Annotated in this window: 9 protein-coding genes and 1 pseudogene; 2 read left to right on the top strand and 8 right to left on the bottom strand. The window is 74.7% G+C overall.

Annotated elements, in window-relative coordinates; genetic code table 11:
* Positions 1-87: 87 nt before the first annotated feature.
* From DDW44_RS00605 to DDW44_RS00590, 4 genes are all read right to left on the bottom strand, one after another.
* On the bottom strand, positions 88-5,841 hold the full coding sequence (locus tag DDW44_RS00605) for a beta-ketoacyl synthase N-terminal-like domain-containing protein (RefSeq protein WP_425275686.1): 5,754 nt from the start codon (positions 5,839-5,841) through the stop codon (positions 88-90).
* A 670-nt stretch (positions 5,842-6,511) separates the two neighbouring features.
* A complete protein-coding gene (locus tag DDW44_RS00600) occupies positions 6,512-6,982 on the bottom strand; it encodes a GNAT family N-acetyltransferase (protein WP_212765662.1) in 471 nt (156 codons plus the stop codon).
* Between the two features lie 321 nt (positions 6,983-7,303).
* Positions 7,304-7,540, bottom strand: a complete 237-nt coding sequence (locus DDW44_RS00595) for a chaplin (protein WP_017947006.1) — start codon at positions 7,538-7,540, stop codon at positions 7,304-7,306.
* Between the two features lie 150 nt (positions 7,541-7,690).
* Positions 7,691-8,194 carry an NUDIX domain-containing protein gene (locus DDW44_RS00590; protein WP_108905181.1) on the bottom strand — a complete coding sequence of 168 codons (504 nt, stop codon included), beginning with the start codon at positions 8,192-8,194 and terminating at the stop codon, positions 7,691-7,693.
* A 702-nt stretch (positions 8,195-8,896) separates the two neighbouring features.
* On the opposite strand from DDW44_RS00590, the gene DDW44_RS00585 reads away from it, so the two are divergent.
* Positions 8,897-9,076, top strand: a complete 180-nt coding sequence (locus tag DDW44_RS00585) for a hypothetical protein (RefSeq protein WP_017947004.1) — start codon at positions 8,897-8,899, stop codon at positions 9,074-9,076.
* Positions 9,077-9,438: 362 nt separating this feature from the next.
* Here DDW44_RS00585 and DDW44_RS00580 read toward each other — a convergent pair.
* Positions 9,439-9,903: pseudogene (locus DDW44_RS00580) on the bottom strand (adenosylcobinamide amidohydrolase); the annotation flags it as partial.
* Between the two features lie 410 nt (positions 9,904-10,313).
* Between DDW44_RS00580 and DDW44_RS00570 the strand changes: the two are divergent.
* Positions 10,314-10,514 carry a DUF4236 domain-containing protein gene (locus DDW44_RS00570; RefSeq protein ID WP_017947001.1) on the top strand — a complete coding sequence of 67 codons (201 nt, stop codon included), beginning with the start codon at positions 10,314-10,316 and terminating at the stop codon, positions 10,512-10,514.
* A 111-nt stretch (positions 10,515-10,625) separates the two neighbouring features.
* Here DDW44_RS00570 and DDW44_RS00565 read toward each other — a convergent pair whose 3' ends face one another.
* From DDW44_RS00565 to DDW44_RS00555, 3 genes are all read right to left on the bottom strand, one after another.
* Positions 10,626-11,207, bottom strand: a complete 582-nt coding sequence (locus tag DDW44_RS00565) for a tellurite resistance TerB family protein (RefSeq protein WP_108905179.1) — start codon at positions 11,205-11,207, stop codon at positions 10,626-10,628.
* Positions 11,208-11,591: 384 nt separating this feature from the next.
* Entirely contained in the window at positions 11,592-12,173 is a 582-nt protein-coding gene (locus tag DDW44_RS00560; protein ID WP_108905178.1) for a fasciclin domain-containing protein, read from the bottom strand.
* Positions 12,174-12,583: 410 nt separating this feature from the next.
* Positions 12,584-15,958 carry a pyruvate carboxylase gene (locus DDW44_RS00555; RefSeq protein WP_108908691.1) on the bottom strand — a complete coding sequence of 1,125 codons (3,375 nt, stop codon included), beginning with the start codon at positions 15,956-15,958 and terminating at the stop codon, positions 12,584-12,586.
* Positions 15,959-16,370: the final 412 nt, after the last annotated feature.

Here is a 16,370-nt window from a genome sequence, read left to right as displayed (position 1 = left end):
GTGCGTGCCTCATCCGCGGCCCCAAGGTCGTATCGACACGGTGTCACCAGGTGTGCGGGGCCCAGGAAGCGCCCTTGGCCCCACCGTCTATACGCGGCCCGGCGCGCCGCCGTTCAACCGGGGTATCCATGGCCTCACGGGAGGGGGCGCCATGAGGGTGTTCGGACGGTCCGGCGCGTCCCCGGCACCGGGCAGCAGGGCGCGGATCCCGGCGGCCAGGGTCTCGGCGGTCCTCGCCCGGGACAGCTCCTCCATCGCGGCGTCGTCCAGCGAGCCGCTGTACGCCGGCACCGCGCCGGCCGCGACCAGCCGTCCGGCCAGTTCCCCGACGATCTCGGTCCGCTTGATCGAATCGATGCTCAGATCCGCTTCCAGGTCGAGACCGGGCTCGACCATGTCGGCCGGATAGCCCGTGCGTTCACTGATGATGTCCACGATCAGACGCAGCACGTCGCCGCCGTCCGGCGGCGCGCCGGCCTCCGCGTCACCGCCCAGGGCACCCGTCCACCCCGCCCCCGGCAGCGTCCCGGCGACCGCCCCGGCCCCCGCGGGCCCGGCGGTGCCTTCCGTGTCCGGCACCTGCGGACTCCGCGTCGGCAGGGTGGACGTGGGCGGGTCGCCCGCCGGGCCGGGAAGCGGTTCGCCGGACACCCGGCCGCCGAAGTACGTCAGCAGGACGTCGCGTTGCGCCGCCACCATCTCCCTGCTGGTTCGCAGGAACTCGGTGATCAGCGCGTCCTGGCCGGTCGCGGCGTCCTCGGCCGCCCGGTCGCCGTGCTGGCTCGTCACAGTCGCCTCCGCGACACGTCGGGCCGGTGCCAGCGCACCGGGCAGGAGTTCACCGGACGCCGTACGGACGAGATGCCCGTCGACCGTCCATCCGGCGGGCCGTCCGCCGCCGGCCTGGTTCGGGTCCACCGCGTCGCGTCCCCGGAACATCCATCCGGTGGCGACCGGCAGCCCGGCCACCGCGAGCCGGGCCAGCGCGTCGAGGAGGTCCGGCAGTCCGCTCCCCGGCCGGGGCGCGCACGCGACGGTCAGATGCGGCCGGTCCCCGAGGACGTCGGCCACCAACCCGGTCAGCACCCTCCCCGGGCCGCACTCGACGAAGACCCGGGCGCCTGCCGCGTACATCGCCTCGACCTGCTCGGCGAACCGCACCGGCGCACCGATCTGCGCGGCCAGCTCGGCACGGATTCCGTCGGGGGAGGCCGGGTACGGCTGCGCGGTGCGGTTCGACCACACCGGGAACTCCGTTGCGTGTACGGGGTGTTCGGCCAGCACCCGGGCGAACCGCTCACCCGCGGCCGCGACCAGCGGGCTGTGGAACGCGCAGGCCACCGGCAGGCGCTTCGCCGCGACCCCGGCGTCACGCAGCCGCCGCAGCGCGGAATCCACCGCCGCGGTGGGACCGGAGACCACCGTCTGCCGTGGTGCGTTGCGGTTGGCCACGACGAGCCCGCCCTCCAGCAGCCCGCCGTTCAGGAGCGCCCCGTTCATGAGCCCGCCGTCCACCGCGCCGCTGCCGCCGCTGCCGCCGCCTCCGCCTCCGCTGCCGCCGCCTCCGCCTCCGCCGTGGTCCCCGTCGCGGCTTCCGGTTGTGCCCAGGATGCGTTCGACGTCCGCCGGGGACGCGGCCACCGCCGCCATGGCCCCGGGGTCGTCCCCGGCCGCCGCGAGGATCGCCGCGGCCCGCTCGGAGCTCAGCGTCAGCAGGGTCTCCGGATCCACGGCCCCGGCGGCGCTCAGGGCGGCCAGCTCCCCGTAGCTGTGGCCCGCGGCCATGTCGGGTACGACCCCGGCCCGGTTCAGCAGCGTGTGCGCGGCGAGGCCCACCATGCCGAGCGCCGGCTGGGCGGCGCGGGTGTCGGTGAGCGCGGCGGTGCGGCGCCCGCTCGCGGCCCCGGTGAACGCGGCCGGGGGATACAGCGCGGCGGCTGTGCCGCCGTCGAGCGTGAGGAGGTGCTGCAGTTCGGGGAAGGCACCGAAGAGGTCGGCGAACATGCCGGTGCGCTGGCTGCCCTGCCCGGGGAACAGGAACGCGACCCTGCCTCGGCCAGGCCCGCTCCGGGTCCCGCTGTCCGGCCCGCTCCGGGTCCCGCCGTCCAGCCCGCTGTCCGGCGTGCCGGCGGCGCCCGGGGCGCCCGCGGCCGTCACGTCGTCGTCGGCGAGGTGGACACCGGCATCCGGATCGTGCTCACCGTCCAGGGCGCGCCGCAGCCGCAGGCGCAGCCCCTCGGGGTCCTCCGCCACGACCGCGATCCGCACCGGGCCGCGGTCCGTCCCGGCGCGCCGCGACGCGGCGAGCGCCAGATCCCGCAGCCGCCACCCGCCGGTCCCTTCCCCGGCCCGCGACGCCGTCTCCAGCAGCCACTGGGCGGCCCGGCGGGCGGCCGCCGCGTCCGCCCCGCGGAACAGGAACAGCTCGGCCGGCCACGCGGCACGCCCGTGCGAGGGCGGCACCCCGCCGCCGTGAGCGCCGAGCACCACATGGAAGTTGGTGCCTCCGAAGCCGAACGCGCTCAGGCCCGCCACTCGCCGCTCGGGCGGCACGGCCCACGGCAGCGCCTCGCGGTGGAAGACGAACGGGCCCCGGTCCTCCTCCCAGGCGGCGTTGGGCCGCTCCAGATGCAGGGTGGGCGGCCGGACGCCGGTGTGCAGGGCCATCACCGTCTTGATCAGCCCGGCCAGACCCGCCGCGCACTTGGTGTGCCCGATCTGGGACTTGACCGACCCCAGCACGCAACCGCCCGGGGCGGCGCCCGCCTCCTCGAACACTTCGGTGAGGACGCCCAGTTCGGTCCTGTCGCCGACGACGGTGCCCGTCCCGTGCGCCTCCACCAGCCCCACCTCGGCAGGCGAGGTGCCCGCGTTGCGGTGCGCCCGCTCCACGGCCCTGCGCTGCCCCTCGGGGCGCGGCGCCGTCAGCCCGAGGGACCGGCCGTCGCTGGAGCTGCCGATGCCCTTGACGACCCCGTAGACGCGGTCGCCGTCCCGCTCGGCGTCGGCCAGGCGCTTCAGCACCACGCACGCCACGCCCTCGCCGAGGGTGATCCCGTCGGCCGAGCCGTCGAAGGCCCGGCAGCGGCCGGTGGGGGAGAGCGCGTGCACCGAGGAGAACAGCAGGTAGTCGTTGATGCCGTTGTGCAGGTCGGCGCCTCCGCACAGCATGATGTCGCTGGTGCCCGCGACCAGTTCCTTGCAGGCGACGTCGACCGCCGCGAGGGAGGAGGCGCAGGCCGCGTCGACGGTGAAGTTCGGCCCGCCCAGGTCGAGCCGGTTCGCTATCCGCCCGGAGATCACGTTGGCGAGCATTCCGGGGAACGAGTCCTCGGTCAGCGGCGGCAACTGCTCCTCGAGGCCCCTGGGCACCTCGCCGAAGTACGAAGGGAGCACCGCGCGCAGCGTGGTCGCGTGGGAGAGGTCGCTGCCCGGCTCGGCACCGAACACCACACCCGTCCGCGTCCGGTCGAAGTCCCGGCCGCCGTCGCCGAGTCCCGCGTCGTCCAGTGCCCGCCGCGCGGCCTCGAGGGCCAGGAGCTGCACGGGCTCGATGCTGCCCAGCGAGGCGGGCGGGATGCCGTAGCGCAGGGCGTCGAAGGGGATCGGCGGCAGGAACCCGCCCCAGCGGGAGGTGACCGCACCGCCCGCCTCGACGCCGTGCACATCGGGATCCCAGCGGTCGCGGGGCACCTCCCCGACCGAGTCGACCCCGTCGAGGACGTTGGCCCAGAACGAGGCCAGATCGGGCGCACCCGGGAACATGCAGGCCATGCCGACCACCGCCACGTCCAGGGGGCGCGGCGGCTCCGGTTCGGCCCGTGCCGCGCTCTGCCCGCCGAGCCCGGTGCGGGACGCCAGGGCGGAGGCCCGTTCGGTGAGGAAGCGGGCCGCACCCTCGGTGACGGCGGAGTGCAGCCGCGCGAGGGTGGTGGTGTCCGATCGCAGCACCGCCACCTCGCCGGCCATGAACATGCCCTCCGCCAGCTGGCGTTCCTCGCCGACGGTCCCGAGGTCCCCTTCGGCGGTGCGCTCCACGCCCTTGGCCGCGATCCGCAGCCGGCCGACGTTCAGCCGCTCCAGCCGCTCCCAGACGTCCCGTTCGGCCAGTCCCTCCTCGCGCATGCGGGCCGCCAGGGTGCCGAAGGCATCGCTGAACGGGCTCGGCACACAGCGTGTGGCATGGCCGGGCGCCGTCTCCAGGAGCGCGGTGCGCCCGGCCGCGAGCACCCGGCGCTGGAACAGCGGCCGGACGGCGCCGTGGGCGACCGCCTCCTCGGTGAACAGGTACGCCGTGCCCATCAGGGTGCCCACCGCGCAGCCGCGCGCGGTCAGCGGGGCGGCGAGTGCGGCCGCCATCGCGGCGGAGCGCTCGTCGTGGATGCCGCCGGCGAGGAAGACCTCGATCCGCCCGGCGGTGGCCCGCGCCTGCTCGTCCCCCTGCCGGACGAGCCCGTCGAGGAAGTCCTCCAGGACCGTCAGCTGGGCTTCCCAGAGCGGGAAGCTGTTGCGGGGGCCGACGTGGCCGCCGCACTCGGCGCCCTCGAAGACGAACCGGCGGGCCCCGGCGTCGAGGAACTGCCGCAGCAGGCCCGGCGAGGGGACGTGGAGGAACGCCTTGATCCCGGCCTCCTCCAGCACCCGTGCCTGGGACGGCCGGCCGCCCGCCACGATCGCATGGGTGGGCCCGGCCGCCCGGACCGCGGCGAGCTGGGCGGTCCTCGTCTCCTCGGGCGCGAAGCCCAGGATGCCGACCCCCCAGGGCCTGCCGTGCAGGACCTGCCGTGCCTGCTCCAGCATCGTCCGGGATCGCTCCGCCCCGGCGAGCGCGAGGGCGACGAACGGCAGGGCCCCGTCGTCGGCGACGGCGGCGGCGAACGCGGCACCGTCGCTCACCCGGGTCATCGGGCCCTGGGCGACCGGCAGCCGGGTCCCCAGGGCCCGGCTCATCGCCGAGTCCGGACGCAGGGCCCGGGCGACGCCCTCGGCCGCGCCGTACGTCACGGCGTCCCGCACGGCACCGAGCACCGCGCGGACCGCACGGCCGGTGTCGCCCCAGCGTTCGGCGAACAGGGCCGCCAGGCCGGCGTCCTGCCCCACGGGCAGGCCGGGCGGGGCCGGCGCGCCGCCGGTGGCCGCGGAGCTCCCGGCGGGGCCGCGCCGGCGCAGCGTACGGTGACCGCCGGACACCACGGTCTGCGAGCCGTCGGCCGTCCGCAGCAGCGCCGCGACCGGCTCGGGCAGCTGCGACTCGGCCAGCAGCGCGAGCTGGGTGTCCAGCACCACCCCGGCGGCCCCGCCGACCACGGCGGCCGCCGCGGTGCGCGGGGCGATTCCGCCGCAGGCCCACACCGGAACCCCCAACCCGTCCGCCGCGAGGAGCTGTTGGAGGAGTACGAAGGTGCTCAGCTCGCCGACGGGGCCGCCGCACTCGCTGCCGCGCGCAATCAGGCCGCCTGCTCCCGCGTCCACGGCGCGGCGGGCCGCCTCCAGCCCGGTGACCTCCACCAGCACCCGGAGTCCGGCGTCCGGGGGGATCGCGGACGGGTCCCAGGAGGAATCCGGCGCGAGCACCACCGTGTCCGGACCGCCCGGGGAGCCGTGTTTCGGGAGGAGTTCCCCGGGGCCCAGTCGGCAGTGCGGGCCGATCCTTACGCCGTAGCGCCCGGGTGCCCATCGGCGCAGAGCGGCCAGGGCCTCTCTCGCCCTCCGGCCCCCCTGCCCCAGGTCGAGCACTCCGAGCCCACCGGCGCGGCTCACCGCGGTGGCGAGGGGGGCGTCCGGTTCACCGAGGGGGGTGATTCCGATGACCAGGTCCACATTGCGCTCTACCGAATTCATCATTCCCCGAAAAGGCTTTGGTGTTGCCCGGAGGTTAAATGTCGGCCGATCGGCGGTGCGGGACGTGCGGCATCTCGTAATACCCGCGGAAATCAATTCACGTCATTCGCGCGGCGGTTCGAAAGATAGCGACAAGTTACTCAAGCGTCAACCATCGGTCAATGGTGGACATTGGCCTGCCGGGACGGCCGCGAAGAGGGGTGGAAAACACAGGCATGGCGAAATGGGGCGGCGGGCCGTAGGCCCGGCAGCCCGAGGACGCCACGGAATTTCGGGAGAGGGGGAGGATCGGGAGGCGCGGGGGAAGAGGTGGGGGATTCCGGCGGCGCGGCCCGTCATCCTGGCGTGTCGGTCATGCGGTGTCAACGTGATCGCCGGAATTCTCCGGCCGTTCAATGGTCAACGTTGGCTGAATGCCGACGCCCGCCGTCCGGGCGCCGGTGAACGGCGGGGCGCTTTCCCCGCGTTCACCTGGCGATGCTTCCCCGCGCAAACGGCGGGGCGGCATGGAAAGCGCATTGCGGAACGAATGCGTCCGGCCGAATCACGCCGATGCCGCCGGTTCGGGGAGCACGGCGGATCGTCCGGGCGAAGGCCCGGGGGCGGAAGGGTCCGGGAGGGGAGGCCCGGGGGCGGAGGTGCCTGCCCGCAGTGGCTGACTCGGAAAGGCTCACCCGGCGGGGAAGGTGAGCCGCAGCACGATCTCGCCGTCGTCGACATCCCCGGTGGGTTCGAACCCGAACTTCCGGTAGAACGGCCACGGTTCACCGTCGCCGGGCTCGTAGCTGGTCAGCAGCTCGGTGGCGCCGTCGGCGCGCACCAGCGCGGCGACCTGTGCGAGGGCCTCCCGGCCGATGCCCCGCCTCTGGTACCTCTTGTCGACCAGGAGACGCCAGAGGAAGTGCCGTCCCCGGAAGGGACCGGTGGGCGGTTTCCACGCCAGCATCACGAACCCGACCGGCTCGTCGCCACGGTAGACGGCGCGGTACCAGGGGTTGGCCTCGGGCGTCTTCGCCGCTTCCTTGAGCGACTTGGACACGGAGGCGACGAACTGCTTCTGGTTCCGCCGGACCCGAAGGGCGCGCACGGCATCCCGGTTGTCGTCGGTGATCTCCCGTAGCTGCACGCCTGGGGACTTCATGCCACCGCACCCCTTCCTGCTTCCGGCGGCTGGGCCGGGCCGACCTGGAGAGCCGCCGGCGGCGGCTGCCGATGCATACACGGTGTCCGGGACACCGGGCCGGGCGTCCTCGCAGCGTAGGCCCGGCGGATGGTGCCGAGCGGGAGGGGCGCGCCGGACGGCGGGCTGCCCTGTATCGGGCTGCCCCCGGAGCCGGCCCCGCCGGGGGAAGGCCGAGGGCCGGACCCCCGGTGCGGGGGTCCGGCCCTGGGGGCGCCGGCCGGCCGGCGGACGAGCCGTCCGGCCCGGGCCGCACCGGTGCCCGAGGGCGCCGGGACGCGGTCAGCCGTTGAGGCAGGCGTTGCCGACGGCCGGGCTGAGCAGGCTGACGACACCGAGCGAGTTGCCGCACACGTTCAGCGGAACGTGAAGGGGGACCTGGATGACGTTGCCCGACAGCACACCCGGGCTGCCGGACGCCGCGGCCGACGCCCCGCTGTCCGCCACGGCGCTGCCGGCACCGGCGAGCACACCGGTCACGGCGAGGGCGGCCACGGTGGACGCGATTCGCATGCGCATGATCTCTCCTAGAGGGGTCTCGACGAAACGAGTCGGGCACGATCACACCGGACCGGACCGGCCGTCCCCGGGCATTCGGCGGCTCGGGGGCGTGTCGGAACCACCTCGGCCGGACGCCCCGGCCGGCTTCGGACCCGTGTGCGGCCCGGCTCAGGCGTCCCAGTCCCAGGTGTCGAAGTACGCCGTCACACCCGTCCAGCGGGCGTCCAGCACGGCCCGCAGCCGTGCGAAGTCCCGCTCCGGCATGTGCGCCCGCCACTCGTCCGGCGACAGTACGCGCACCTCGTCGTGCTCGGCCGGGTCGAGGGTGATACCGGCGATCCGGTCGGCGGTGAGCCGGCCGCCGTCGAAGACGAACCCGATCGTGCTGTACGGCCACTTCGCGCCCGGCAGGCCGTACACGGCGGCCAGCAGTCGTGTGGGCCCCTCGACGGTCATTCCGGTCTCCTCGCGGCACTCCCGCACCGCCGTCTCCCAGGGACGCTCGCCCGGATCCATGGTCCCGCCGGGCCACTGCCACGGATGCACCTGTGAGTACACCGCCCGCAACTGCAGCGGCCGGTCGTCCTCGTCGGTGAAGAACAGGCAGGCGAAGGCGGTCGCCTTCATCAACGTCTCGGCGTACTGCTCCGGTGGCAGCCACGTCGTACTCATGACGCCCCGCCGCCGCGGAGTGCCTGCCGCCGGGCCGCCGGCACCCGCGCGGTGCCGCTCGCGTGTACGGGAACCGCACAGCGGGGCGGGCCGGGGAGGAGCACCTCGCCGGCCGGATCGGTGATTCCGCCGGCGCCTGCGGTGGCACGGGGAGTGGTCACGGTTCGGCCTTTCTCACGGCGCCGGCGCCGGGGCGGCAGCGGGGGGACATCGACTCGCATCGTCGAACGGAACGTCAGGGGCTGGGGCCGGACCCGGTTTCGGACCCGGTTTCGGCACGACCGGAGCCACCGGGCCGTCCATGACGCGGTCCTCGGTCTGCCCATCGGGACCAACGACGGACACCGGCGGCCGGGACGGCCGGTTTCGGACGGAATCGACGGGCGCCCCATCCGCGCGGGCCGAGAACGCGGGATGCCCCGGCCCCGGCGTGCCGCCACCGGCAGGGCGGGGCGGCGCGTGCGGACGCCGTCCGCCGCCTCGCTGCCCGCCGGGACCAGGACCGGGGGCCGATGGCCGAAACGCCGCGCCCACGGCGAGCGATGCCGTCCGCACCCATCCGGCCGTCGCACGAGGTGCCCGGCAGCGGAGCACCCGCGACCGCGCGATCCCCTCCCGCGACGGGGAGCCCGAACCGCTGCGGCTGGAAACGGGAATCGGGGGCACACGGGCACCACACCCGACGAACGAGGGAGCAACGCCATGCTCGGTACCGCCGCGGCCGTACTCTTCTTCATCGCCTTCCTGATCAGCGCGGCAGACATCGCCACCAACCAGGCCTTCTCCTCGGGGAACGTGATGCTGCTCGGCCTCACCCTGCTCGCCCTGCACGTCGCGGGCATCGGCGCCGGCTGGCGGCCCGGGCGGTCCCGCCGCCGCTGACGACGAGGGGCCCGCGCCGTCCTGGCACCCCGCCGCGCGTCGTTCCGCCGGCGCGGGGTAGGCGCGGGGCAGACCCCGCACGTTCCCGCCCCCGGGGCGGAGCGGCCCACCGAAAGCAGTGCCGCCGCCCGCCACGATTCCGGCGGGCGGGGAGCCCCGTCGCGGGGAGCGTGCCGCTCCCCGCAAACCCACCACCGGGAGGACAGCATGACCTCGATCGTGACGGCCGCGGCGGATGCCACGACCGCTCCCGCATGGCTGCATATGACGGTCATGGCAGTGGCGTTGCTCGTACTCGTCCACAGCCTGGCCGGGCACCGCGACTGATTGCGCCGGCACCCGGCCGGCACGGCCTCACACCGTCACACCGCCGGCCACGCCGCTTCCGCCGGGCGGCCCGCCCCACCGGACCGGCGACCGTCCCACGGCGGGGGCGTCGCGGCGGCGACCGCGCGATGGACGGCACGGGCCAGCCGGGCACCCCACGGGGAGCGAGGGCCGGCGAAAGGGTGGACCTCGTCGCCGGGACGCGGGATGCGCGCGGCGACACACACGGCGTCCGTGGGCGTGCCCGAGCAGTCGTACCCGGCGTCGAGCAGGGCCTGCACCTTCGCCTCGGTAGCCGTCGCCACCGCGTTCACCAAGGCGGCGTCGGTCAGCGCCACCGGGAGCGCCGCGACGACATTGACGGTGCCCGGTGGCGCGAACGCGACGCCGCCCTCGTCCGCGACGCCGCCCTCGTCCGCGACGCCGCCCTCGTCCGCGACGCCGCCCTCGTCCGCGACGCCGCCCTCGTCCGCGACGCCGCCCTCGTCCGCGGCGGCGGCCCAGCCGCGCACGCGGTGCCCCGGTCACGGTGCCCCGGTCACGGTGCCGGGGGTGCGGTGCCGGGGGTGCGGTGCCGGGGTACGCGGCGGTCGCGACGCCGGGGCACGCGACACCGATCGCGCCCGATGGGGAACGGCGGTCGTGAGGCCCGCCCCGCCGCCCCCTCCCGCATCGCCGCGCCCGGCGGACCCACCGGCCCGGCCCGCCCGCTCCGGGGCCGTCCCCACTCGCCAGGCCCGGGCAGCCCGGTGCACACCCCATGCCGCCGGCGACCGCGCTCGTCGGGGGCGCCCGTGTGCCCGTGGGCCGTGCGGGCGGGCGTTGCGGTTCCGGCACGAGTGCCGCGGTCACCTCGTCGCGTAGGGACGGGAACTCGGGGAAGACGGGCGGTCAACGAAAGGAGCGCACCGTGCCCGTCACCTTCCGCAAGAGTTTCCGGATACTTCCCGGAGTCCGGCTCAACATCAACCGCAAGTCCGTGTCCATCACGCTCGCCAAGGGCGATGGCGCCAGGCGCACTTACTCGTCGACGGGCCGGCGCACGACTTCCGTGGACCTTCCCGGCCCCTTCGGCTACCGCAAGACGACCACGCGCCGCGGCCGCCGCTGACGTGCGGGGGTGAGTGCGGAGGCACCGCACCGAGCGCAGGCTTCCTCGCCCCCCGTCGGCTTCCGCGGCCGCCGGCCCCTCCATGAGCGGAGCCGGCGGCCGCGGTAAGGCTCAGACGCCGAACTCCGCGGGTGAGAGGCCGAGTGCCGCGCAGGCGTCGCGGACCGCTTGCTGCTCCGACGGATCGACGAACCCGTCGGCGCCCGCGACGACCATTCCGGTCTGGACGACCGCGCGGGCCTCCTGCGGCTTCTTGGCGGCCTTGGCGATCTCCTTCAGCGCCTCCGACCTGCCCAGCTCGGCGTTCGCCATCAGCCGGTCCACATGCCGGCCGAAACGCTCGCGGAGCTGGTCCGCCGGGAAGTTCTGCAGGACCTCGTTCGAGACGATCAGCTCCTCGACGCGCTGACGCTCCGTCGGATCGACATGTCCGTCGGCCGCGGCCACCAGAGCGCACATCGCCATGCTGGCGTCCCGGTAGGCGCCGCTCTTGAGCTCGGTCTTCACCGACGCGAGTTGGGACTTGAACAGCCCGATCAACTGGGCCTTGGAGCCGCCGGACGACGCACCCTGTCCGTGACCGCCGTGCCGTGTCTGCCCGATGGGGCCGTGCCCCTGCCCGCCGCCTCCCCGAGCGCCCTGCGACTGCTGGAGGTTCTTGGCCTGCTCCTTGAGCCGGTCCCACATCGCCACTGGTGCCACCTCGGCTTCTGCTGTCTGTCCGCTGCCGGTCGCCGGCCCGCGCTTCACTGCGGGCCGTACCCGGTCAACGCCTGCGGCCCGGTCCAGGTTCCCGCACGCAGCGGCGAACGCGGGGGAGGATCGCCGAGGTGCTGCCATGAGGGGGAGGCGGGGTCCATCCGGCCGCCGGACGCCCCGACGCACGTGCGCACGGTGCGTACGTGGGCACGTGGGCACGGTGCGGTGGCTGCTTCCGCGGCGGGTCGCCCCCGCCGCGACGGGACACCGGACCCGCACGGCGGGGTGGTCGCCCCCACGGCCGCATGCCCGGGCACACGGCACCGCGCCCCCGGCGGGGATGCCCGGGGTGCGCGGCCCATGGGTGCACCGCCTCGATCAGGACGGCGGCAGGAGCACCTGGTCGATGATGTGGACGATGGCGTTGCTCGTGGCCACGTCGCCGCAGAGGATGGCCGCCGAGTCGTTCACCTTGAAGGAGTCACCGGAGCCGGAGGTGGTCAGCTCGGCCCCCTCCAGGGTCTTGAACCGGCCGTCGGGCAGCTGGTCAGCGGTGACCTCCGAGCCGACGACGTGGTACGTCAGGATCTTCTTCAGCTGCTCCTGATCGTTCAGGATCGCGTCGAGCTGGGCCTTGGGGATCTTCGCGAAGGCATCGTTGGTCGGTGCGAAGACGGTGATCCCGTCGGCGTTGTTCAGCGTCTCGACGAGTCCGGCCTTCTGTACGGCGCTGACCAGCGTGGACAGACTCGGTTGCTGCGAGGCGGCCGTGGCCACCGGCTGGTCGGCCATCGCCGCGGGGCTGCCCGCACCACTGGTCGGCAGCGCCGAGCAGCCCGGTCCGAACGGTTCCATCACGGGGCCCGCCTGGGCCGTGGGAGCGACCGCGAGGAGCGGAAGCGGTACGAGGAGCGCACCGGCTGCGGCGAGAGCGGCGCCCCTCAGACGATCGGTGGTCATGAGCTTCACCTTTGCTGGGAGGATGCGGCGGGCTCCCTCGTCATGCCCGTCACATCTCACTCTTCGCGGGAACCCCGCCTCCCGGATGACACCGGCGGGCGCTTTCACCGGCCGGGCGGTGATCCCCGGCTCACGCGCCGGCCGGAACCCGCGCCCGCACGCTCCTCGCGCCCCGCACGCCCGCACGTTCCCCCGGCCGGCTCCCGTGCCCCGCACTCCCTCGTGCCGTCCCGCGCCCCTCACACCCTCGCATCCTCCGCCCCGCGCCGCCGTCGACCGGCCCCGCGGCCGGTCGAACGGCACGGGGCACCCCTCCCCGCCCGCCCTGCGGCGGCCGGCGGCGAGGGGTGCCGGTCCTGACAGGCGCCCGGGGGCACCTCCCGTCGGGCACGCGGCACCGGCGCCGTCGGTCAGCCGATCTCCATGAGGAGGTCGCCGCCCTCCACCTGCTGGATCCGGTTGATGGCCAGCCGGGCGATACGGCCGGCCTTCGGGGCGGTGATGGCGGCCTCCATCTTCATCGCCTCGATGGTCGCCACCGTGGCACCCGCCTCCACCTCGTCCCCCTCGGAGAGGGCCAGCGTCACCACACCGGCGAACGGCGCCGCGACATGACCCGGGTCGGAGCGGTCGGCCTTCTCGGTGACCGGCACGTCCGAGGCGGCCGCCCTGTCGCGCACCTGGATGGGCCGCAGCTGGCCGTTCAGCGTGGCCATCACGGTCCGCATGCCGCGCTCGTCGGCCTCGCCGACGGCCTGCAGCTCGATGAGGAGCCGGACGCCGGGCTCGAGGTCGACCCCGTACTCCTTCGACGGCCGCAGCCCGTAGAAGAAGGCCTTGCTGTCCAGCACACTGGTGTCGCCGTAGGCCTGCCGGTGGGTGTCGAACTCCCGCGTCGGGCCGGGGAACAGCAGCCGGTTGAGCGTGGCCCGGCGGCTCTTCTCGAGTCCCGCCCGGTCCTCGGCCGTCAGCTCCGGCACCGGCTTGGCGTCGGCCCGGCCCTGCAGCGCCTTGCTGCGGAACGGCTCCGGCCAGCCTCCCGGCGGGGTGCCGAGCTCACCACGCAGGAACCCGATGACGGAGTCCGGGATGTCGAACCGCTCGGGCGTGGCCTCGAACTCCCGCGGTGACACCCCGGCACCGACCAGGTGCAGGGCGAGGTCGCCGACCACCTTCGAGGACGGGGTGACCTTCACCAGCCGGCCGAGGATCCGGTCCGCGGCGGCGTACATCGCCTCGATGTCCTCGAAGCGGTCGCCCAGACCGAGCGCGACCGCCTGGGTGCGCAGATTGGACAGCTGCCCGCCCGGGATCTCGTGGTGGTAGACGCGCCCGGTCGGCGAGGCCAGTCCGGCCTCGAACGGCGCGTAGATCCGGCGCACGCCCTCCCAGTAGGGCTCCAGGTCGCCGACGGCCTGCAGATCAAGCCCGGTGGGGCGCGGGGAGTGGTCGGTGGCGGCCACGATGGCCGACAGCGACGGCTGCGACGTCGTGCCCGCCATCGACGCGACGGCGCCGTCCACCGCGTCCGCTCCCGCGCCGATCGCGGCCAGGTAGGTGGCGAGCTGGCCGCCCGCGGTGTCGTGGGTGTGCAGATGCACCGGCAGGTCGAACTCGCGCCGCAGCGCCGAGACGAGCGTGGCCGCCGCCGGTGCGCGCAGCAGACCGGCCATGTCCTTGACGGCCAGGACATGTGCGCCCGCGGCGACGATCTCCTCGGCGAGGCGGAGGTAGTAGTCCAGCGTGTAGAGCCGCTCCGAGGGGTCGGACAGGTCGGACGTGTAGCAGAGGGCGACCTCCGCCACGGCCGTCCCCGTCTCCCGTACCGCCTCGATCGCGGGCCGCATCTGGCCCACGTCGTTCAGGGCGTCGAAGATCCGGAAGACGTCGATGCCGGTGGCCGCCGCCTCCTGGACGAAGGAGTCGGTCACCTCCGTCGGGTACGGCGTGTAGCCCACGGTGTTCCGCCCGCGGAGCAGCATCTGCAGGCAGATGTTGGGGACGGCCTCACGCAGTGCGGCCAGCCGCTCCCAGGGGTCCTCGGCGAGGAAGCGCAGGGCCACGTCGTAGGTGGCACCGCCCCAGCACTCCAGTGACAGCAGCTGCGGCAGCGTCCGCGCGACCGTCGGGGCGACGGCGAGCAGGTCCTTGGTGCGGACGCGGGTGGCGAGCAGCGACTGGTGGGCGTCGCGGAAGGTGGTGTCGGTGACGCCGATGGTCGGCGACTCGCGCAGCCACCGGGCGAAGCCCTCCGGGCCGAGCTCCACGAGCCGCTGCCGGGAGCCCGCGGGCGGCTCCCCGGTGGGCGGCGCGGGCAGCTTGGTGACCGGGTCGACCAGGTCCGGCCGTTCGCCGTGGGGCTTGTTCACCGTCACGTCCGCCAGGTACGTCAGCAGCTTCGTGCCGCGGTCGGCGGAGTGGCGCGCGGTGAGCAGATGCGGCCGCTCCTCGATGAACGACGTGGTGACCCGCCCGGCCTGGAAGTCCGGGTCGTCCAGCACGGCCTGGAGGAACGGGATGTTCGTGGCCACGCCGCGGATGCGGAACTCGGCCACCGCGCGCCGGGCCCGGCCGATCGCGGCCTTGAAGTCCCGGCCCCGGCAGGTGAGCTTGACCAGCATCGAGTCGAAGTGGGCGCTGATCTCGGTGCCCGCGTGGGTCGTACCGCCGTCGAGGCGGATGCCGGAGCCGCCCGGCGAGCGGTAGGCGCTGATCCGGCCGGTGTCCGGGCGGAACCCGTTCGCCGGGTCCTCGGTGGTGATACGGCACTGCAGGGCGGCACCGCGCAGGGTGACGGTCTCCTGCGCGAGCCCGAGGTCCGCGAGCGTCTCACCGGCCGCGATGCGCAGCTGCGACTGGACCAGGTCGACGTCCGTGACCTCTTCCGTCACGGTGTGCTCGACCTGGATGCGCGGGTTCATCTCGATGAAGACGTGGTTGCCGTCGCGGTCGAGCAGGAACTCCACCGTGCCGGCGTTGCGGTAGCCGATCTCGCGGGCGAAGCGCACCGCGTCCGCGCAGATCCGGTCGCGCAGGGCCGGGTCGAGGTTCGGCGCGGGTGCCAGCTCGATCACCTTCTGGTGCCGGCGCTGGAGCGAGCAGTCCCGTTCGAAGAGATGGATGACGTTCCCGCTGCCGTCGGCGAGGATCTGCACCTCGATGTGGCGCGGATCGACGACGGCCTTCTCCAGGAAGACCGTGGGGTCGCCGAACGCCGACGCCGCCTCGCGGGACGCGGCCTCGATCGACTCGCGCAGCGCGGCCGGGTCCTCCACGCGGCGCATGCCGCGCCCCCCGCCGCCGGCGACCGCCTTGACGAACACCGGGAAGCCGATGTCCTCCGCGGCTTGGACCAGTTCGTCCACGTCGGTGGAGGGCTCGGACGAGCCGAGCACCGGCACCCCGGCGGCGCGGGCGGCGGCCACGGCGCGCGCCTTGTTCCCGGTCAGTTCGAGGGTGTCCGCGCTCGGCCCGACGAAGGTGATGCCCGCCTCCTCGCAGGCGCGGGCCAGTTCGGGGTTCTCGGACAGGAACCCGTACCCCGGGTAGACGGCGTCCGCGCCCGCCCGGCGGGCGGCACCGACGACCTCCTCGACGGAGAGGTAGGCCCGCACCGGGTGCCCCTGCTCGCCGATCTCGTAGGCTTCGTCGGCCTTCAGCCGGTGCAGCGAGTTGCGGTCCTCGTAGGGGAAGACGGCGACGGTACGCGCCCCCAGTTCGTAGCCGGCGCGGAACGCGCGAATCGCAATCTCGCCGCGGTTGGCGACCAGCACCTTGCGGAACATCGTGGATCCCTTCAGCCTGGTGGCGTCATACCCCATGGTCTCAGCCACCCCAGTGCCTACCCGGCGGTAGCGTCAAGAGTCCCGTGACGATCAGCGCGTCGGCGCGGCGTTGCGTTGGTCACGTCGCGCCCGGCCCGCTCTGCCGGAGCGGTCCACCGGCCGGGGGAGTGGGCGGTGCTTCCCGGGCCTCCGCGGTCCGCGGAGCCCGGCCGGTACGGGTGCGACGGGCGGGGTTCCGGAACGGCGCGGCGGGCGCGGACGGCGCACCCCGTGGTGCGTGGGGTGCGCCGTCCGCGCCCGCGAGGGCGTCCGGGTCCGCCGGTGCCGGCTGGCACCCCGGCATCAGGCGAGCCGCGCAAGCCGACCGGGATCAGCCGAGCCGCGCCAGCCGACCGGATCGGGCGTACCGGAT

This window comes from Streptomyces tirandamycinicus, from assembly GCF_003097515.1.
GTDB classification, from domain to species: domain Bacteria; phylum Actinomycetota; class Actinomycetes; order Streptomycetales; family Streptomycetaceae; genus Streptomyces; species Streptomyces tirandamycinicus.
This window is presented reverse-complemented; position numbering and strand designations above follow the sequence as displayed.